The organism is Brevundimonas sp. NPDC092305 (genome assembly GCF_044755415.1).
In the GTDB taxonomy this organism is placed as follows: Bacteria; Pseudomonadota; Alphaproteobacteria; order Caulobacterales; family Caulobacteraceae; genus Brevundimonas.
In genome coordinates, this window is sequence record NZ_JBIVQY010000001.1 from 1,867,832 (window position 1) to 1,886,174 (window position 18,343).

General features: G+C 68.1%; 22 protein-coding genes. 5 read left to right on the plus strand and 17 right to left on the minus strand.

The window, feature by feature from the left end:
* Window positions 1–121: 121 nt before the first annotated feature.
* From ACIQC9_RS09245 to ACIQC9_RS09285, 9 genes are all read right to left on the minus strand, one after another.
* On the minus strand, window positions 122–883 hold the full coding sequence (locus ACIQC9_RS09245; RefSeq protein WP_400614745.1) for a flagellin: 762 nt from the start codon (window positions 881–883) through the stop codon (window positions 122–124).
* Between the two features lie 105 nt (window positions 884–988).
* Entirely contained in the window at window positions 989–1,708 is a 720-nt protein-coding gene (locus tag ACIQC9_RS09250; protein WP_400614748.1) for a flagellin, read from the minus strand.
* 239 nt (window positions 1,709–1,947) lie between these two features.
* Complete coding sequence (locus ACIQC9_RS09255) at window positions 1,948–2,343, minus strand: M15 family metallopeptidase (protein WP_400614750.1); 396 nt, start codon at window positions 2,341–2,343, stop codon at window positions 1,948–1,950.
* A complete protein-coding gene (locus ACIQC9_RS09260; protein ID WP_400614753.1) occupies window positions 2,343–2,594 on the minus strand; it encodes a hypothetical protein in 252 nt (83 codons plus the stop codon). The genes ACIQC9_RS09255 and ACIQC9_RS09260 overlap by 1 nt, the downstream gene beginning before the upstream one ends.
* Window positions 2,591–2,746 carry a hypothetical protein gene (locus tag ACIQC9_RS09265; protein WP_400614755.1) on the minus strand — a complete coding sequence of 52 codons (156 nt, stop codon included), beginning with the start codon at window positions 2,744–2,746 and terminating at the stop codon, window positions 2,591–2,593. Before ACIQC9_RS09265 ends, ACIQC9_RS09260 begins: the two co-directional genes overlap by 4 nt.
* Before the next feature lie 5 nt (window positions 2,747–2,751).
* The gene (locus tag ACIQC9_RS09270; RefSeq protein WP_400614757.1) at window positions 2,752–4,254 is read right to left on the minus strand and encodes a DUF2793 domain-containing protein; all 1,503 of its coding nucleotides are present in this window, start codon (window positions 4,252–4,254) and stop codon (window positions 2,752–2,754) included.
* Window positions 4,255–4,397: 143 nt separating this feature from the next.
* Window positions 4,398–5,111: an anti-sigma factor domain-containing protein gene (locus ACIQC9_RS09275; protein WP_400614759.1), complete on the minus strand. Its 714-nt coding sequence runs from the start codon at window positions 5,109–5,111 to the stop codon at window positions 4,398–4,400.
* Entirely contained in the window at window positions 5,108–5,665 is a 558-nt protein-coding gene (locus ACIQC9_RS09280; protein ID WP_400614761.1) for a sigma-70 family RNA polymerase sigma factor, read from the minus strand. The genes ACIQC9_RS09275 and ACIQC9_RS09280 overlap by 4 nt, the downstream gene beginning before the upstream one ends.
* A gap of 56 nt (window positions 5,666–5,721) precedes the next feature.
* Window positions 5,722–6,183: a DUF4112 domain-containing protein gene (locus ACIQC9_RS09285; protein ID WP_400614763.1), complete on the minus strand. Its 462-nt coding sequence runs from the start codon at window positions 6,181–6,183 to the stop codon at window positions 5,722–5,724.
* A 30-nt stretch (window positions 6,184–6,213) separates the two neighbouring features.
* Between ACIQC9_RS09285 and ACIQC9_RS09290 the strand changes: the two genes are divergently transcribed.
* Window positions 6,214–7,164 carry an endonuclease/exonuclease/phosphatase family protein gene (locus ACIQC9_RS09290; protein ID WP_400614765.1) on the plus strand — a complete coding sequence of 317 codons (951 nt, stop codon included), beginning with the start codon at window positions 6,214–6,216 and terminating at the stop codon, window positions 7,162–7,164.
* On the opposite strand, the gene ACIQC9_RS09295 is transcribed toward ACIQC9_RS09290, so the two are convergent.
* Genes ACIQC9_RS09295 through ACIQC9_RS09320 form a run of 6 tightly spaced genes read right to left on the minus strand, consistent with a single transcriptional unit; the run spans window position 7,145 to window position 11,992 of the window.
* Window positions 7,145–8,362 (minus strand): CCA tRNA nucleotidyltransferase, encoded by a 1,218-nt coding sequence (locus ACIQC9_RS09295; protein WP_400614767.1) that lies wholly within the window; start codon window positions 8,360–8,362, stop codon window positions 7,145–7,147. The two genes, ACIQC9_RS09290 and ACIQC9_RS09295, sit on opposite strands and share 20 nt — an antisense overlap.
* Complete coding sequence (locus tag ACIQC9_RS09300; RefSeq protein ID WP_400614769.1) at window positions 8,359–9,018, minus strand: CoA pyrophosphatase; 660 nt, start codon at window positions 9,016–9,018, stop codon at window positions 8,359–8,361. The genes ACIQC9_RS09295 and ACIQC9_RS09300 overlap by 4 nt, the downstream gene beginning before the upstream one ends.
* Window positions 9,015–9,581 carry a DUF1285 domain-containing protein gene (locus ACIQC9_RS09305; RefSeq protein WP_400614771.1) on the minus strand — a complete coding sequence of 189 codons (567 nt, stop codon included), beginning with the start codon at window positions 9,579–9,581 and terminating at the stop codon, window positions 9,015–9,017. The genes ACIQC9_RS09300 and ACIQC9_RS09305 overlap by 4 nt, the downstream gene beginning before the upstream one ends.
* A 38-nt stretch (window positions 9,582–9,619) precedes the next feature.
* Window positions 9,620–10,099, minus strand: a complete 480-nt coding sequence (locus ACIQC9_RS09310; protein WP_400614773.1) for a GNAT family N-acetyltransferase — start codon at window positions 10,097–10,099, stop codon at window positions 9,620–9,622.
* 43 nt (window positions 10,100–10,142) lie between these two features.
* Window positions 10,143–10,916 carry an enoyl-CoA hydratase gene (locus tag ACIQC9_RS09315; protein ID WP_400614775.1) on the minus strand — a complete coding sequence of 258 codons (774 nt, stop codon included), beginning with the start codon at window positions 10,914–10,916 and terminating at the stop codon, window positions 10,143–10,145.
* On the minus strand, window positions 10,913–11,992 hold the full coding sequence (locus ACIQC9_RS09320) for an MBL fold metallo-hydrolase (protein ID WP_400614777.1): 1,080 nt from the start codon (window positions 11,990–11,992) through the stop codon (window positions 10,913–10,915). Before ACIQC9_RS09320 ends, ACIQC9_RS09315 begins: the two co-directional genes overlap by 4 nt.
* 129 nt (window positions 11,993–12,121) lie before the next feature.
* Here ACIQC9_RS09320 and ACIQC9_RS09325 point away from each other — a divergent pair, with 129 nt between their 5' ends.
* The 4 genes from ACIQC9_RS09325 to ACIQC9_RS09340 all read left to right on the plus strand — a co-directional run bounded on the left by ACIQC9_RS09325 (window position 12,122) and on the right by ACIQC9_RS09340 (window position 15,515).
* Window positions 12,122–13,117, plus strand: a complete 996-nt coding sequence (locus ACIQC9_RS09325) for a hypothetical protein (protein WP_400614779.1) — start codon at window positions 12,122–12,124, stop codon at window positions 13,115–13,117.
* A gap of 104 nt (window positions 13,118–13,221) precedes the next feature.
* A complete protein-coding gene (xth, locus tag ACIQC9_RS09330) occupies window positions 13,222–14,019 on the plus strand; it encodes an exodeoxyribonuclease III (RefSeq protein WP_400614782.1) in 798 nt (265 codons plus the stop codon).
* Window positions 14,020–14,022: 3 nt separating this feature from the next.
* The gene (locus ACIQC9_RS09335) at window positions 14,023–14,538 is read left to right on the plus strand and encodes a hypothetical protein (RefSeq protein WP_400614785.1); all 516 of its coding nucleotides are present in this window, start codon (window positions 14,023–14,025) and stop codon (window positions 14,536–14,538) included.
* Window positions 14,539–14,609: 71 nt separating this feature from the next.
* A complete protein-coding gene (locus tag ACIQC9_RS09340; RefSeq protein WP_400614787.1) occupies window positions 14,610–15,515 on the plus strand; it encodes a cobalamin biosynthesis protein CbiG in 906 nt (301 codons plus the stop codon).
* On the opposite strand, the gene recN is transcribed toward ACIQC9_RS09340, so the two are convergent.
* Window positions 15,512–17,212 carry a DNA repair protein RecN gene (recN, locus tag ACIQC9_RS09345; RefSeq protein ID WP_400614790.1) on the minus strand — a complete coding sequence of 567 codons (1,701 nt, stop codon included), beginning with the start codon at window positions 17,210–17,212 and terminating at the stop codon, window positions 15,512–15,514. The genes ACIQC9_RS09340 and recN overlap by 4 nt on opposite strands.
* A 90-nt stretch (window positions 17,213–17,302) precedes the next feature.
* Window positions 17,303–18,148, minus strand: coding sequence for an outer membrane protein assembly factor BamD (locus tag ACIQC9_RS09350; RefSeq protein ID WP_400614792.1), 846 nt, complete (start codon window positions 18,146–18,148; stop codon window positions 17,303–17,305).
* Between the last annotated feature and the right edge of the window lie 195 nt (window positions 18,149–18,343).

Genomic DNA, 18,343 nt, shown 5'->3' on the forward strand with positions numbered 1-18,343 from the left:
ATGGCTGGGCAAAACCTGCCGCCCCACAGCGCCGAAATTGCCGACCTAAAGAAAAAGGCGCCCCGGAGGGCGCCTTGAAGTCAGGCTCGAGCGTCGGGTTACCGGGCGGCCGATTCATATTTTAGCGGAACAGACCCAGCAGGGTGCTGCTCGCGCTGTTGGCGATCGACAGCGCCTGCACGCCCAGCTGTTGCTTGGTCTGCAGGGCGGTCAGTCGGGCCGACTCCTTGGCCAGATCCGCATCCACCAGATTGCCCGCACCCGCTTCCAGGGCGTCCTGGAGCTTGGTGTTGAAGCTCACTTGGCGCTCCAGCGACTTGGCGCTGGTGCCCAGCGCCTGCAGACGCGTCGACCAGTCCGACATATAGCCGGTGACCGTCGCGTCGATCGTCGGGGCCGCCGCGGTCCAGGCCCCTTGGTCGGCCGGAATGACCAAGGCGTCCTTCAGCGCGGTCAGGTCGGCGGCGGCGGCTCCAAACGGGTTGGTCCCGTCAAAGACCGCCGCGTCGATGGCGGTGCGGGCCTCGCCGACCAGAGCGGCGTAGTCGGCCTTGTAGGCGGCCGTCGACGCATCACCATTGCCTGCCTTGATCGCCGCTGCGAGTGTCTTCATCTCGGTCAGGGCCGACATGATGGTTTCACCAGCAGCCAGACCCACGTCAGCGATAGATTGCTGGCGTTGCAGGGTGTTGATCTTGGCGTCCAGCGCCTTGGAGTTGGCTTTCTGGGTCGTGGCGATGGCCCAGACGGCGCCGTTGTCCCTGGCGGACGAGATCTTCAAGCCGGTGGTGACCCGGTTCTGGACCTTGTCGAGCTCACGGCCGGTGGCCGCGAAGCTCTGGGCGGCGACCATGGCGCCGTAGTTCGTATTGATGCTGGCCATTCTGGCCTCCTCTCATTCAGTGACCGGACGCCATTTTGGCGGCCGTGAGCATTTTGCTCGGGCTCAACCCGGCGACGGCCCGAAGGCCGAGGCCGGGACATTCGGTTAGCGGAACAGGCCCAGCAGGGTGCTGCTGGCGCTGTTGGCGATCGACAGCGCCTGAACACCGAGCTGCTGCTTGGTTTGCAGGGCGGTCAGACGGGCGCTTTCCTTGGCCAGATCCGCGTCCACCAGATTGCCTGCACCGGCTTCAAGGGCGTCCTGAAGCTTGGTGTTGAAGGACAACTGGCGTTCGTAAGACTTGGCGCTGGTGCCAAGGGTCTGAAGGATGCCTGCCCACGAATTGATCGACGTCTGCACGTCGGCCTCGGTCGTGGTCGCTGCCGCAGGCGGCGCCGTTCCGGCCACGGCGAAAGCCGCCGTTCCGTCGAAGGTCGCCGCATCGAAGGCAGCCGTTATCTCCGCCGCCAGCGCCGTGTAGTCATTGCGGTAAGCCAGCGTGCCGGCCGCAGCGCCGCCGCCGTTCGCCACGATCGCGGCAGCGAGGGTCTTCATCTCGGTCAGCGCCGCCATGATGGTCTCGCCGGCGGCGAGACCGACGTCAGCGATCGATTGTTGGCGCTGAAGAGTGTTGATCTTGGCGTCCAGCGCCTTGGAGTTCGCACGCTGCGTCGTGGCGATAGCCCACACAGCGCCGTTGTCCTTGGCGGACGAGATCTTCAGACCCGTGGTGACACGGTTCTGGACCTTGTCGAGCTCGCGACCGGTGGCGGCGAAGCTCTGGGCGGCGACCATGGCGCCGTAGTTCGTATTGATGCTGGCCATTCTGGCCCTCCTTGGTCTTCGACATGTCCGCCGCCTTTTTGGCGACGAGAGCGTTTTGCTCGATCATCGCGTCGCAAGGGTCGGGCCTGAAAACCAAGGAATTTCAGAGGTTAGAAGCGTCGGAAATCTAATTATTATTACGTTGGGGTAATTCCTAGAGGGTAGGCAATTCTTGCCGACACGGCAGAATATGCCGGGCGGACGAAGCGGGAGCGACGCTGACGCCACTCCCGCCCTTGTTACTTCCGCGCTTCCGGATAGGCCTTCCGATCCAGTTCGAAGTGCGGCCCATCGCGCAGGCTCGCCCAGTCGCCGCCCCAGACCAGCCGCACGCCCTGCCGGGTCGCCGCGGCCTTGAAGGCGGCGGCGATGCGGGGATAGAGCGGCCAGTCCCATCGCACCTGCCCGTCCACCATGGCCGCGACATCGACCGCATGACCGGTGAGGTGCCGTGACTTCAGCGTCCGGCTGGCCCCAGCACGGACCAGCGCTGTCTGGCGGGCGAGCGTGCGCAGCCCTTCGGTCACCATGAAGTCCACCGGCGAGAGGGTCGCCGCCTCCTTCACCACCGCGACCAGCTTCGGGTGCACGCCCTCCAGACGACGGAGTGATCGTTCCGACAGTTTCCAGCCCATCAGCGCCCTCCCCGTCTGAGGGTGGCGAGACCGGTCAGAAGCTGCTGCGCCGTCGGGGCCACCAGATAGACCACCAGCATCAGGGCCAGCAGCATGATGACGATCTCGGCAAGCCTGAGAGCGTCCCGTGCGGGCACGACGGCGATCAACCGGTCGAGGATCAGCCACGCCAGTGCGCTGTTGGCGAAGACATAGAGCCGACGCCACAGCCAGCGTCCCTCGGCCAGCGAAGCGGGAGTGCGGCGGGTCATGGTTCGCCTCCCTCGTCATCGGCCTCGGCGAGCCATGACCGGGCGATCAGGCCGTCCTGAAGATACAGGTCGTTCTCGATCAGACGTACGGGCGCGTCCCACAGGTCGGGATCAGGAAGGACGCGTTCGAGGTGTTCGGTAGAGCGTCGCATTCCGATCACCCCACCGCCGTCAGCCAGACCACGCCGGTTGCGCCGGAACCGCCTGCCCCGCCCGATCCGACACCGGCCCCGCCTCCGCCGCCGCCCGCACCGGACTGACCCGCGGAACCGCCAGCATGACCGGCTCCGGACCCGTTGGCGCCGCCGCCTCCGCCACCAGCGCCCGCCCAACCCATCTGCGGCCATGAGGCCGCTCCGCCCGATCCGCCCGCCGCGCCTGAGCCGCCTCCGCCTCCGCCTCCGCCTCCGCCTCCACCGCCATATGATCTCGACGTCAGCAGTCCGCCGTCGCCTCCCGCGCCGCCGGCACGCGCAGTCCCGGCCGCGTCCAACGCGCCGCCCGCTCCGCCGCCGCCCGCGCCGTCGGGGCGGTCCACCGCTAGGCCGGCCTCGCCAGACGCCGACAACACCGATTGGCCGCCGCGGTTGGCTTCCGGGGAGCCGTATCCGCCAGCGCCCCCAAGGCCGGAGGTGGCGTCACCCCTCGCTCCGCCACGGCCGCCCGCCCCGGTGAGCAGCAGGCTGGTTCCGCACAGGATGATGGTGTCCGCCCCCGCCCCGCCTGCTGAGGCGACGCCTCCGGAGCCGCCTGCACCCACGGTGACCGTCAGGTCCGTCCAGAGATGGTCGGCTGGCCAGACGGCGGTGCTGACACCGCCCGCGCCCCCGCCCCCGCCGCCGAAGCGCGCCCCGCTGGCGCCGAACGCGCCTGCTCCGCCGCCACCCCCGCTGCCCACGGCGACCGCTTCGATCGAGCGGGCCCATGCAGGCACGACGTACGATCCGGAGGCCATCAGGATGGTGGTTTCCCGCCGGGACGCCCCGTTCGCGAACCAGATACGGCCGGTGTTTCGATCGACGGACAGCGCCTGCCGCCAGGTCGACCCGTCCGGACTGACCTTCAGCGTCAGATCGTCATTGCCGATTAGACCCAGTTCGGCCCGGCCGCCGTAACCGCTCTGGAACAGCAGCGACAGCACATCGCCCGCCGTTTCCTTGTTGAGCTTCAGCCGCAGATCGCCGTCGCCCCCGGAGGTGGCGTCCAGCGCCGTCCAGAGCGCGGTGTTCAGCTTGGCGAGGAAGGGATTGGCCGCGTCGGCCCGGGCGCCGAGACCCAGCCGTGACAGGTCCTGCGCCACGCCGAGACATTCTCCCAGCGCGACCCAGTCGTCGCCCTGACGAACCACGAAGCACGCCTCATCCAGAAGGAGAGCGATCAGGCCCTCAATGGTTTCTATCTCCGCCCAGCCGCCGGCTTCCGCCCGCATCAGGGCGCCTACAGGTCTGCCCGCCCACACTGATCCGGTCGCGCCGGCGGGCAAAATGTACAGCGCCCCGTCAGTCGGGACGGCCGGCTGGACCGCAACCGTGCGGCTGGTCACGCCGGGCTGGACCAGGGCGTCCAGCCGGGTGAGGGCTTCGTTCAGGGTCACATGCTTCTGCATCTGACCGGCGGCGAGGTAGGGCAGTCCCAGCCTCGCGGTGGCGTCGTCGCTCATGACAATCTCCGTTGATGACGGAGACAGTCTGCGGCCGGGCTCACGTATGGGGCCTTGGAGCGCCTGAGCGTCAGGCGATCCACTTATGGATCAATGTCTTGACCGGTTTAGCCACGATCCCTGAGCCCTCTCAGGGATCGTGATCAAAGCTGTTCGAGCGCGCCGGTGGCCACGACGGGACCATCGGGACGGTCTGCGGCGGGGGTATGGCCCGGGGCCTCCATCGAAACGGCCACGGCCTGGGCTCGGCCGGCGGGAGCGGTGAAGATCGCCGCAAGGTGATGGCGCGACGCTTCCGAGCCATCGATGGCCCCGACCAGTTGAACGCCGCCCTCCGGGGCCACCAGCCACAGGTGTGGAACCCGTTCGTCACCCGCCATGGCCTCTGTCGGCGACAGGTACAGGTTCCGGGTGTTGGGATCGTACACCAGCGTCATCGCGGGCTCGCCGCCCTGCTGAAGGGTCAGGGTGGCCACACGAACGAGTTCGGGGCCCGGAGGCGTTGCGACAGGCGTTGAAACGTCACGGGTAGCCAGCATCACGACGGCCGCGAGGCTGGCGGCGAGAAGGGCGGTGGAGCCCACGGCCCAGCGCCGCCAGAATGTCACCTGCCCGTTGTCATTCGCGGCGGAACCGCCGAGCGCCCGCTCGATCCGGGGCCACAGGCCAGGTGAGGGCGCGACCGGGGCGATTTCGTCGGCAAAGCTCGCAATCCGATCGTTCCAGATATCCACATCACGCGCGAACGCGGCGTCGACTTCGACGCGGGCCCGGGCGGCGGCTTCCTCGGCAGGAGACAGGACCCGCAGCGCCAGCTCGCCGGCCGAGACATCATCGTGTTCGGTGGAATCGGTCATGCGTCGAGACACGCCTTCAGTCGCATCAGACCCCTGCGGATCCAGCTCTTCATCGTGCCCAGCGGCACGTCCTCGCGCTGCGCCAGAGCATCATAGGTCACACCGTCCATGAAGGCGGTGCGGATAGCCGAACCGGTGCGATCGTCGAGCTGGTCCAGACAGGCGTTCAGACGCTGCGCCTCCTGGTTCGCCTCCGTGGCCTGGGCCGGCGAGAGACCGCCGTCCGCGACGTCCATCGCCGCATCCAGATTGGCCGAGGTCCGCTGATGTCCGGTCGAGCGCAGACGATCGATCGCCCGATTGCGCGCGATCGTCACCAGCCAGGTGATCGGGCTGGCGCGCGCGGGATCGAAGCTCCCGGCCTTCCTCCAGACAGTCAGATAGGTGTCCTGCAAAACATCCTCGGCGGCTTGGCGATCAGCCAAGATACGGAGCGTGACGCCAAGCAGTTTCGCCGAGGTGGCCTCATAAACGCGTTTGAAGGCCGCGCGGTCGCCATCGGCCGCCTGACCAAGCGCCGCTGCAAGCTCCTCACGCGTCAGAATCGCAGCCATTACACCCTCCGTTATGCACGGGAGTTGCCGGGTCGCGGGCGCTCCCGTCAAGCGGCTCAGTCATGCAGGTAGACCAGCCGGCGCAGATGAGGCTGGGACTGAACGTGGGCGAGATTTTCGGCGTGCCTGCCTGAGGTCAGGGCGGCGGCCTCGCTGTCCTCGACCCAGTGAGTCGCCTCCATTTCCTTTTGCAGGGCCTTGGCCGCCATCAGGTGACCCGGAAACAGGAAGTCGACGATGTCGCCTGCGATCGGGATTTCACTGGTCGCCACATCGAGGCCCAGATAGCCGGCCATGCGGGCCAATGTCCCGGGCGTCGCCTTTGCCTGGGTCGCCAGATACAGCAACCACCCGCCGGCCCCGACGCTGTAGGCGGTTCCAAGAATGGGGACCCAGGTGACGAGACCGTCCAGACCGACCCCGAACGGGCCGACGCCAACGACTCTGTCCGAGAGTTTCTTCACCCCCTCGACATGCCCCCAGATTTTCTCGATATCGCGGACCGTTCTTTTGGCCATGCCGCCTCCGAAGCGAGACCATAACGCGCGATGAGCGGCCCTGTTCAACCCCCTTCACGACGCACGATCGCGCGCCTGCTGATCGACGGCGCCTTCCTGACGGTGATGCTCGTCCCGCTGGGGCTTGCGGTCATCATCCTCAGCGGGATGAAGAACCAGTACGCGGATTTTCTGGCCCAGTTCGCCGGGCCCGCGCTGCTGGGCGCCGCCGCGCTCACCGCCGTGCTCGCTGTGGCGCGACTGAAGCACTCAGCCATTCTTGGCGGTGTCGCGACCTTGCTGCTCGGCATCGCCGTCTGGCCCCAGTGGGCGCCTTCCGGACCGCGGGCTGAGACCGGTGCGCCGGTGATCCGGCTGTATTTCTCGAACACACATGTCCTGAACGCTGACGTGGCGGCGATCACGGCCTCGATCGCCGAAGCGAAGCCGGATGTGGTGGTCCTTACCGAACTCGGCCCCGAGACCACTGCGGCTCTGGATCGGGTGCTCCTCGCTTGGCCGAACCGGGCGCAAGTCGGCCCGACGATCGTCGCGTCACGCTGGCCGCTGGAGCCGTTCGAGTCGCCAGCCGATGGCCTCGATGCCTCAGTCGCGCAGGTGCAGACTCCGCTTGGAAAGATGACCATCGTCGGGGCCCACCTGACCCGTCCCTGGCCTTTCACGGAATCATGGGGCCAGATCAGCCAGACCATGGCCTTGCAGGCGCGACTGGCCGGTCATCCCGGACCAAAGCTGGTCGCCGGCGATTTCAACAGCGTTTCCAGCGCCCGCATCGGCGACCAGATCCGAAACGACATCGGCCTGCATCCGGCGCCCGGCTTTCCGGGCACATGGCCGACCGAGGCGCCCGCCGTGGCCGGGATCACCATTGATCAGGTTTACGCCTCGGACGATCTGGCGTTCGTGTCGCGACGTCTCGGTCTGAAGAACGGCTCCGACCACCGTCCGGTGGTCGTCGAGGTTACCCGCGCCGCGCGTTGATCAGGGCTTGGAGCCGTCCAGCGTGACCCTCTGTCGGGAAGCCGTCCGCGAGCCAGCTGTCCTCGAACGCCTTCAGCAGGCGGCCGGTCTCCGGTCCGGGCGGCACCCCCAGTCGGGCGAGGTCCTTTCCGCCGACGGGCAATCTCGGCGGCGACCAGCTTTGAGCCAGACCTGACAGCCGCTCCGCGTCCATGCGCCGACCGGGCGCCTCTGCGGAGCGGCGGGCGAGACCGTCCAGCACCGCTTGGCGCCCATGGCGATAGATCGCCCGACGCAGCGCCGCATCCGTTATGTCCAGATCCACGTCCCTGCGAGCAGAGGCCGCGGCGGTCAGCCGGTCCCTCACGCCGTTGGAAAGCCGCAGCCGACGCGCGACATCGCTCAGCAGGGATGCCTCTGCGGGCAGCAGAAGCGACAACCGCAAGGCGGCGTCAGCGGTCTGCTCGATTCCCGCGTCGAACGCCGGCCCCGGCTCAGCTTCAGGCAGGATCTGCGTCAGGACCCCGGTCCGGGCCATCGCCTGCACTGCCGCCCGCGGGTCCGGCGCGGCCAGCAGTTTGAGCAGTTCCTTCGACACGCGCTCGGCCGACAGCCGTCCCATTCCCGACGCCAGCGCCTGACAGGCCGCCAGCCCCTCCGCATCCGGCTCGCCCTGCCCGTACCAGGCGAAGAAGCGGAAGAAGCGCAGGATGCGCAGATAGTCCTCGCGGATGCGGGTCCCGGCATCGCCCACGAAGACGATCCGTCCTGCGGCGGCATCGGCCAGACCCTGACCGGTGGGATCGAAGACCTCGCCGTCGGCGTCCGCATAAAGGGCGTTGAGGCGGAAGTCCCGCCGCGCCGCGTCCTCGGCCCAGTCGTCCGTGAAGGCGACGACGGCCTTGCGCCCATCCGTGCTGACGTCCCGTCGCAGGGTGGTGATCTCGAACGGAGCGCCGTCCGCCACGGCGGTGACCGTGCCGTGCGCGATCCCGGTCGGGACGGCCTTCAGACCCGCTGCCCGAATGGCGCGCTCGGTCTCTTCCGGCTTCAGGGTCGTCGCGATGTCGATGTCGTCCACCGGCTGGCCCATCAGGGCGTTGCGCACACAGCCCCCCACGAACCGCGCGGAGCCGGGCCCGCCGGTCGCCTCGAGCGCCGCCATGACAGCGCGGGTCGAGGACGCCCTCAGCCAGACCTGATCCGAGAGCCGCGTCACGCGGCGTCCTCCGAAGCGGCGGCTTCGATATCGGAGTCATCGCCATAAAGGCGCGCGCGCAGTCCCCTGATGATGCCCGCCGTGACGCCCCACACATAGCGTTCGCCGTACGGCACGGCCCAGAACCAGCGCTGAAGGCCATCGCGCTCCAGCGAGTCCCGCCGATGGTTCGAAAGGTCCATAAGGAACTCCCACGGGATCTCGAAGACTTCCGCCACCTCGTCCGGCGACGGCGTGGTCTCGGGCCGTTGTGTCAGCCAGCCGATGACGGGGGTGATCAGAAAACCCGTGCCGCTCTGATAGGCGTCGCCCAGACCCAGCACCTCAACGTCTGCACGGTTCAGCGCGACTTCTTCCCACGCCTCACGCAGCGCCGCATCCAGGGCGGTCTCGCCCGGATCAAGACGCCCCCCCGGAAAGGCGATCTGGCCGGTATGGCTGGCCAGCGTATCCGCGCGACGGGTCATCAGGACGGAGACGCCTTCATTTGTCGCAATGATCGGGACCAGAACGGCCGCGGCCCTTAGTGTCGCTCCCGCGGGTCTCCACCCGGGGTTCAGATCGTAGTCCGATCGGGCCGGCCCACGTTGCGGCGTCCAGTCTGCAACCGGGTCGAGATTTTCGATCAGGCGCGCACGCAGGCCGTCCAGACTCACCCGACGCCCTCCCCGACCGGCCCCAGCGCGAAGGTCTGTCCACCGGACATGACCACCAGCGCTCCATCGGCGGGCGACGCCATCTCGACCAGCTCGTAGAACACCGGCCGGGTCAGCCTCGCCCACAGATCGCCGCGCACATGGACCCGCGGCGCCGGTTCGCCGGTCGCGGGGTCGGTCTCGACCTCCAGCGCATGGTCCGCGCCCGCCACGACCTCATCGCCCCGGTCTGTAGTAAAGATGAGCTGGTCGCCCTCTCGCCTGACCGCGACCGCGCGGAACGGCAGGTCCTCGACCGTGATCGACAGCTTCTCGACCGGTGTCACAAGGTAATAGCTGTCCGGATCCTTGCGCAGGATCGTCGAAAAAAGCCGGACCATTTCGGGTCGGCCGATCGGCGAGCCTTCGTGCATCCAGACGCCGTCGCGGCGAATAACGATGTCGATGGCGCCGCAATGGGCCGGGTTCCACAGGTGAACGGGCGGCAGGCCGCGCCCCGGGGCCTGCTGTGCCGCCTTTGCGACCGCGTTCAGTCCGGAAGCGATGTCAGTGGCGCCGACCATGCGCCAGACTTAGGCGTCGCCGGCGATCCGGCCAACCTCTATCGCGCGCCGATCACTGCGCCGAGTGCCGGTGATGGGCCCCGCCAAAGCACGCGCTGTCGATCAACCGGGCCGGGCAGGGTCACATCCGGCGCGGTCTCGAACCCGAACCGGCCAAAATACGGAACGTCGCCGACCAGCAGCACGCCGAGACCGGCCTCGTCCGCAAAATCGAGGCAGGCCTGTACGAGATCGGCGCCCAGACCGCCGCGACGCGCATCGGCCGCCACGGCGACCGGTCCGAGAAACAGCGCCCGCGTTCCGCCGACCGTGATCAACCAGAGGCGGACGCTGCCCAGAACGCTGGCGTCCTGTCGCGCCACGAAGCCAGCCGCGATCATCGCCCGTTCGCGCAGCCTCTCTGCAGTCTTGGCAAAGCGGCCCGGACCGAAGGCGGCCATGACGAGGCGATCGATCGCGGCCGCATCGGCGGGCGTCTCGGCGTCTATGCGCAGGGCTGGGGCGGGAGCGTCGTACATTGGGCCGCGCACCTAAGGCCCGCGGCCCGCCGAATCAATCGCGTCAGCCGACTTTCGAGAAATCGGGCGCCCGCTTCTGGGTGAAGGCCATGAAGGCTTCCATTGCCTCGGGGCTGGTCATCTGGCTGCCGAAGGCCTCGCCTTCCTTCTGCATCAAGGCCCACAGCCGCTCACCATCCCGCATCAGGCGCTTGGTCTTGCGCAGCGAGTTGGGCGCCCGCGCCGCCAGCTTTGTCGCCAGTTCCATTGCGGTTGTTTCGACCTGATCAGCCGAAACGGCCCGGTTGGCGATGCCCCACGCCAGAGCGGTACGACCGTCGATCGGCTCTCCAAGCGCGAAGATTTCGAACGCCCGCTGATGGCCCAGCGCCGCCGGCAGCAGCAGGGAGGACGCGGCCTCCGGCGCCAGCGCCAGATTGATGAAGGGCGCCGACAGCAGGGCGTCCTCGGCCACCACCACCATGTCGCAGTTCAACAGCAGGGTCAGACCGATGCCGACCGCGCGTCCCCGCACCGCCGCCACCGCAGGCTTGTCGAGGTCGGCCAGCGACTTCAGGAACCGGAAGACCGGCATATCCATCGCGCCCTGCCCCTGAGAAGCCAGAGCGATGAAGTCGCCGATGTCGTTGCCCGCCGAGAAGGCGTCGCCTTCGGCCCGGAACAGCAACACACGCACGGCGTCGTCGTTGCGCGCGCGCTCGGTCGCCTCGGCGAGAGCGGCGTACATGTCCTGGGTGATGGCGTTCTTCTTGTCCGCCCGCGCGAAGGTGACGGTCAGGACGCCCCCGGCCTGTTCCGTCTTGATGTGATCACTCATGCTACTGTCTCCGTTTGGATAGCCGTCCACCAGTCGACGCCCTGTTCATCCCGTTCGCGATGAACACGCCCCCGGTGGAGCAGATAGTTGAGGTGCGCCAGGCTCTCGCCCGTCGCCATGCCACGCACGCCGTCGCCTACGGGACGAGCGAACAGGGCGGGAAAGACATCCACCGCTCGGCGCGGCGTCTGCAACGCCCGCTCCAGCCGCTTCAGCGCCACCTGATGGCCCCGGATCAGGGCGTCGAGCCGGACATGCACGCCCGTGAACGGCTCTCCATGCGAGGGCAGAATCAGCGCGTCGGCCGGCAGAACTGTCTTCATGCGCTCGAGCGACGCCAGCCAGTCGCCCAGCGGGTCCGCCGTCGGCTCCGTCCACCAGACCGATACGTTCGAGGATATCTTCGGCAGGATTTGGTCGCCGCCCAGCACGACATCGTCGTCCTCTCGCCACAGGCAGGCGTGTTCGGGGCTGTGCCCCTCGCCTACGACCACCCGCCAGTCGTGCCCGCCGATGGACAGCCGGTCGCCTTCGCGCATCCGCACATAACCTGCGGGCAGTGGCCAGACCGCCTTGCCGAACTGACCAAAGCCGGACCGCCAGCCCTCGATCTGGCCGTCGTTCCAACCCGCTGCACGGTGGTGGACCGCTCCGGCTTCAGGCGCGGTCTGGCCGGTGTCGGCCGTCAGCATCCGCGCCATCACATATTCGGTGCGCGTCATAACCAGCGGAGCGTCGAACCGCTCGCACAGCCAGCCGGCCAGCCCGATGTGATCCGGATGCAGGTGTGTGCAGATCACCCGGGTGACGGGCCGCCCACCCAAGGGGCCGGTCAAGAGCGCGTCCCAGCCCTCGCGCGACGAGGCGATGTTAAGCCCGGCATCCACGATGGCCCAGCCGTCGCCGTCCTCGACCGCATAGACATTGATATGGTCCAGTGCGATCGGCATCGACAGCCGCATCCAGAGGATACCCTCTGCGACCGCGATCGCCTCGCCCGGCGCCGGGAGGCCGGGAAAGGGATAGGTCAGCCCTCGGCCGCCCTGCCTTGGAACTCCCGTATCACCGTCCGCCAAGTCCGTCTCCAATCGCAACCTTATCGTCATACGCTGAAGCCGCCACTGGCGTCCAGCGTGCCGCCTTGACCGCGCCACATCGGCCCGTCATGGCTCACGCCGACATCATTTCGGAGCCAGATCGTGTCGTTGAAAACCCTCTTTGCCGCGATTTGCGGCGTGGCCGCCGTGCTCACCGCTGTCCCGGCCGCCGCCCAGACCTCCAACCGCCAACCCGACAACACCAACCCTCAACGGCCGGTAGTTGATAACGGTGGCGACGGCGAAACCGCCAATAACGACAGCAGCAGCGCCTCCCGCACCCGCAGCGGGCCGCGCCGCCGCGCGGAGCCCACCCCGGCCCAGAACCTCGCGGCCGCGCAGGCCATCGTGACCGCTGCCGGCCTTTCCTGTCAGGCGACCGAGGCCGCACGCTTGGGCGTGACTACCGATGAGGCCAAGAGCGACACCTATGAAGTCATCTGCGCCACCGGCCCCGGCTATCTGCTGATCGCCTCCAACCCGCCCAAGACCTTCAACTGCATCGAACTGGCCAGCCAGGCCATGACCACCCGCGAGCGTGATCCAGCCGCCGACGTCGGTCAGCAGTGCACCCTGCCGGCCAACCAGAACCCCACCCCGGTCGTCGCGGCCTACGCCGCTGAAGCCGGCATCACTTGCACCGTCGATCAGGGCGCCGCCATCGGCAAGAACAGCACCACGAATGAACTGATCTACGAAGTCGGCTGCGCCGATGCCGACGGATTCTGGCTGGAGAAGGAAGCGACCGGCTGGAGCCTCCAGCCTTGCTACGACCTGGCGCTGCAGGCCAACGGCCGCTGCCGCTTCACGACGACGGCTGAAAACGCCATGGGCTGGAAAGGCGTTCTCGAAGGCACCACCGCCGCTGCCTGTGACGTTCAGCAGGCGCGTCGCGTCGGTCGCGACGCCCAGGGCCTCAATGTCTATGAAGTGAAATGCGCTTCGGGCGACGGCTACTTCGCTCGCGTCGACGCCGCGACCCGCAAGGCTCAACGCGCCCAGACGTGCGTCGAGGCCGCCAACGTCGCCGGCGGCTGCACGCTCACGACGGTCGCCCCGGCCGCTGCGCCCGCACCTGCCGCACCGACAGCGTCGCAACAGTAGACCCGCGACTCACCTGACCAAAGCGCCCCGGAGCCCCGCTCCGGGGCGCTTCTGCGTTCTGCGATGGCTTCACAGACACCGCCGATGCGCCGTAAGCATGGCGCATGCGCATCGCCACCTGGAACGTGAACTCCGTCAACGCCCGCCTGCCGACCGTACTGGCGTGGCTGGAAGCCGCGCAGCCTGACGTCGTCGGCTTCCAGGAGATCAAATGCCTGGACGAAAAGTTCCCGCGCGAGGCCTTCGAGAGCCTCGGCTACAATGTCGAGACCAACGGCCAGAAGACCTATAACGGCGTCGCCCTGCTTTCGAAGTTTCCGCTGTCGGACATCCGGCGCGGCCTGCCCGGCGTAGACGCCTCCGGCTTCGAGGCCGAGTTCGAGCAGGCGCGCTATATCGAGGCGCTGATCGAGGCGCCCCGGCCCGTGCGGGTCGGCTGCCTGTATCTGCCCAACGGCAATCCGATCGGCACCGAGAAGTTCGCCTACAAGCTGGCGTGGTTCGACCGGCTACGGGGCCACGCCAAAACCCTGCTGGCGCAGGAAGAGGCCTTCACCTTGATGGGCGACTACAACGTCATCCCGACGCCGGACGACGCCAAAAACCCCTCCGCCTGGGTCAACGACGCCCTGTTCCAGCCCGAAAGCCGGGCCGCCTTCCGCGCCCTCAACAACCTCGGCCTGTCCGAGGCGGGCGAACTGGGCAAGCAGCCCCCCGGAACCTACACCTTCTGGGACTATCAGGCCGGCGCCTGGCAGCGGGATCACGGCATCCGCATCGACTTCCACCTGCTGTCGCCGCAGGCGGCGGACCGGTTCCGGGGCGTCGAAACGCATCGCGACGCCCGCGACATGGAGAAGCCCTCCGATCACGTCCCCGTCGTCGTCGAACTGGAGGACTGACGCTTGGCCGACGCGCTTCGGGTCATCCTGCTCCTGGCGCTGGCGGCGGCGCTCCTGACCACCGCGACCCTTCTGCTCACATGGTGGATGGAACCGCTGCGACGCATGAAGCGCGCCATGGCCAAGTCGCTGGGCGCGCCCGCGGAGGCCGAGGCCTGGTCGCCGGCCGAGGGTCGCGCGGCCGGGCTGGACTTCGACGGCGGACAGGTCGCCGTCCTGTGGAACCGGGGCGCCACGGGGCTTGTCTACGCCTTCGACGAAATCGAGGGCGGCGAGGTCATCGTCGACGGCCATGTGGTCGCCCGCGTTCGACGGGGCGAGCAACGCAAGGCGCTGGACGTGATGGCCCCGGACGCCGAGCAGGTCATCCTGCGGCTGATGTTCGCAGACCCGCGCCACCCGGAGTTCGAATTGGCGCTCTGGGACGCCGCCGAGCGCGTGCAGACGACGTCGGCGGCGGAGGCACTGCGCCTCGGGCGGCGCTGGCTGTCCCACCTTGACGCCCTGCTGAAAGGCTGATCGGCCTTCCGATCCGCAGCGCGGGAGGCTAGAAGCCCCCATCCTGTTTTTCGAGTTCCCGGAGCGCCCCCGTGGCCCGTCTGTTTGACGCCTACATCATCGTGGACTGGACTGCCGCCGAGACGAAGAAGCTGGGCGACGGCTCGGTGTGGATCGGAGTGGCCAAGCGCGACGTGCGCTTCCGCCTCTACACCGAGACCCACAACGCCGCGACGCGGGCCGAAGGCGAGAAGCTGCTCAACTCCCTGCTGGCCGACCACCGCAAGCGTGGCGACCGCGTCCTTGTCGGCTTCGACTTCAACTTCGGCTACCCGGCCGGCACGGCCGCGCGGCTCAAGCTGGACGGCGCGCCGTGGCAGGCGATGTGGAAGTTCATGGCTTCGAACCTCGTCGACAAGCCTGACAACACCAACAACCGCTATCAGGTCGCCGCCAAGATGAACCGGCTGATGACTGACGAGGCCTGGCCCTTCTGGGGGGCGCCAGCCAAACAGGCCCAGCGCTGGCTGACGACCACCAAGCCGCCCGCGGGCGCCGGCGCCGACATCCCCGAGTTTCGCGCGACCGAGGACGCCGTTCGCAAGGGCAAGCTCCAGCCCAAGTCGGTCTGGCAGATGCACGGCGCCGGCGCTGTCGGGGGCCAGACCATGACCGGCATCCCGGTGGTGCGTCGCCTGCTCGAAGCGCTCGGCCCGTCCGGCGCGGTCTGGCCCTTTGGCACGGGCTGGCGCACTCTGGACGCCGCCGATGTCGAACCGCTGTCGACCCTCGTGGTCGAGGTCTGGCCTTCGATGTTCGAGGGCAAGCCCGAAGCCGGCGAGTTCAAGGATCAGGCCCAGGTCCGCACCACCGCCGAAGCGCTGGCGAAGATGGACGAGGCCGGCGATCTGGCGAAAGCCTTCGGCCCGCCCAATGGCGCGAGCGAAGCTCTGGTCCAGCAGGTGGAGCAGGAAGAAGGCTGGATCCTCGGCGCCTAGCCGATCAACGCCCGCGCCGCCGCTCTCGCCTCATCGGTGATCGTCGCCCCCGACAGCATCCGCGCGATTTCCTCACGCCGCGCCGTCTCGTCCAGGGCGTCCACAGTGGTCGTCGTCTGACCGTCGCGATCCGCCTTGCGGACCTTCCAGTGGGCATGACCGCGCGCGGCGACCTGAGGACTGTGGGTCACGACAAGCACCTGTGCGCCGCGAGACAGCTTCTGCAGCCGGGTCCCCACGGCCTCGGCGACGGCGCCGCCCACGCCCTGATCCACCTCGTCGAAGATCATGACCGGCTGGCGCTGATCTTCCCGTCCCGCCAGCGCCGCCTTCATGGCCAGGGCGAAACGGGCCAGCTCGCCGCCGGACGCGATGGTGTCAAGCGGGCCGAAGCCGGTCCCGGCGTTGGTGGCGATCTCGAACCGCACGGTCTCCACGCCCAGCGGCCCGCGTCGGCCTTCGGCCACCGGCTCGAACGCCACGCGAAACCGCGCCCGCTCCAGCTTCAGCGGCGGCAGCTCCTCCATGACGGCGGCGGTCAGCCGGTCGGCCGCAGCCTCACGTGCGGAGGTCAGCAGGATCGCGGCGACATCATAGGCCTCGCGCGCCGTCACCGCATCCCGCTCGGCGGCAGCGATCGCATCGGCGCCGGTCTCGATCAGCCGCAGCTGCTCGCGGAACCGCACCCTCAATGTCGGCAGCATGTCGACCGAGGTGTTCAGCTTGCGGGCCGCGGCGCGCAGGGCGAACAGCCGCTCTTCGGCCTTGTCCAGGCGTCCGGGCTCGAAGTCGAAGGCGTTGGCCGCGGCGTCGACGGCGGCGATGGCCTCCTGAGCTTCGACCAAGGTGCGGTCGATAGCTTCTGACGCCCCGGTCAGGCGGGCGATCACGGGGTGGTCCGGGTCCGCCCCCGCCTGCCCCGCCCTTTGCCGGGCGTGTTCGACAGCGCGCAGGGCGGCGGCCAGAGACCGGGTCAGCTTGTCCCCGCCCAGCTGGCTGCGGGCGTCCGCCAGATCGGCGATGGCCTTTTCAGCGGCGCCCAGCAGGGCGCGCTCTCCCGCCAGATCGGTTTCCTCGTCCGCTCCGGGGTTCAACTCGTCCAGTTCGGCCAGAGCGTCGGTCAGTTCTTCGGTGCGCGCAGCCGCGTCCGCCGCCTCGGCCTTCAGATCCGCCACCCGGTGTTCAGCCGCCTTAAGCCGCTCCGCCGCACCGGCCACGCCCCCCAGCTGAGGCGCCAGACTGCCATAGGCGTCCAGCAGGCTGCGATGGGTCTTCCAGTCCAGCAGGCCGACGGTCTCGTGCTGACCATGCACCTCGACCAGCGCCTGTCCGATCTCGCGCAGCGCGGCGACGCTGGCGGGCTGATCGTTGACGAACGCCCGGCCCCGGCCGTCGGCACCCACCGTGCGGCGCAGGATCAGATCCTCGCCCGGCGCGACGTCGAAGCCCTTCTCCGCGATCATGGCCAGCAGCTCCGCATCGTCGGGGGCCGTGAAGACCGCCGTCGCCGATGCCTGCTTGGCGCCCGCCCGCACCAGTCCGGCGTCGCCCCGCGCGCCCAGCGCCAGACCCAGGGCGTCGAGAATGATCGACTTCCCCGCCCCGGTCTCGCCAGTCAGCACGGTGAGGCCGCCCTCGACCTCGAGGTCGAGCACGTCCACCAGCACGATGTCGCGAATGGAAAGGGCGGTCAGCATGGGCGCGCCGTCTTCCGTGTCTGATTCGCCATGAGCGGCAGTCTAACGGTCATCCGCAGATCTGCCTGTCCGTTGCGTCAGTTTCGGTCGTCAGCCCGGGATCAGCCGACGCAGCCAGCTTTCACGCTCGCCGGTCGGTGACACGTCCGGCTTCGCGCCCTCTTCGGTCAGCAAGGCATAGGCTTCCGCATACCAGGGGCTGCCCGGATAGTTGAAGCCCAGCACGGCGCCGTTGCGGGTCGCCTCTTCCTTCAGACCGAGGATCAGGTTGACCTCGACCAGACGGTACAGCGCTTCCGGCGTATGCGATGTGCGCTGGTAGGCCGGATTGTTGATCACGGCCTTGTAGCGGTTCAGCGCGGCCAGAGGCTGGCCCGCCCGCTGGTAGTACCGGCCGATGGCCATTTCCTTGCCCGCCAGCTGGTCGTTGACCATGTCGATCTTGACCGTGGCGTCGATGGCGTAGCTGGTGCCCGGATAGCGGCGCGCCACATCGCGCAGCCCGTCCAGCGCCTGCTGGGCGTAGCCTTGGTCGCGGCCTACGTCGGTGATCTGTTCGAAGTTACACAGCGCCTTCATGTAGAAGGCGTACGGCGCGCTCGGATTGCCGGGGAACAGGGCGATGAAACGATCGGCGGCTGCGATCGACTCCTGATAATCATTGGCCTGATAGTAGGCGTAGATCTGCATCAGGATCGCGCGGCGCGACCATTCCGAATACGGGTGCTGGCGTTCGACTTCCTGGAAGTAGTCGACCGCATCCCCCCAGCGACGGCTTTGCAGGCGCTGATAGCCGGTGTTGTACAGCGCCTCGACCGGCCGCTCTTCGTAGGCGAGACGGGGACGGTTTGAACGACCGGCGCACGCGGAGACGGTCAGCGCTGCGACAACAGCCGCCGTCAGCACCAGGGCGGAACGAAACTTCGATGCAGGCAAGGACAAACCTCAAAAGTCAGGCCGGCGGGCGCGAACCCTCGGCGCCCCCGGAAACGTGACGCGATCTCTACACCAGCGAAGACAGCCAAGCCAATGCGCGGCTTTTACCTTGTGGAGCCGCCAACCCCTGATATGAAGCGCGCCAGCGCTCGGGACCATTCTCAGCCCGGCGATGACGGCGAAAGGATGACCGGC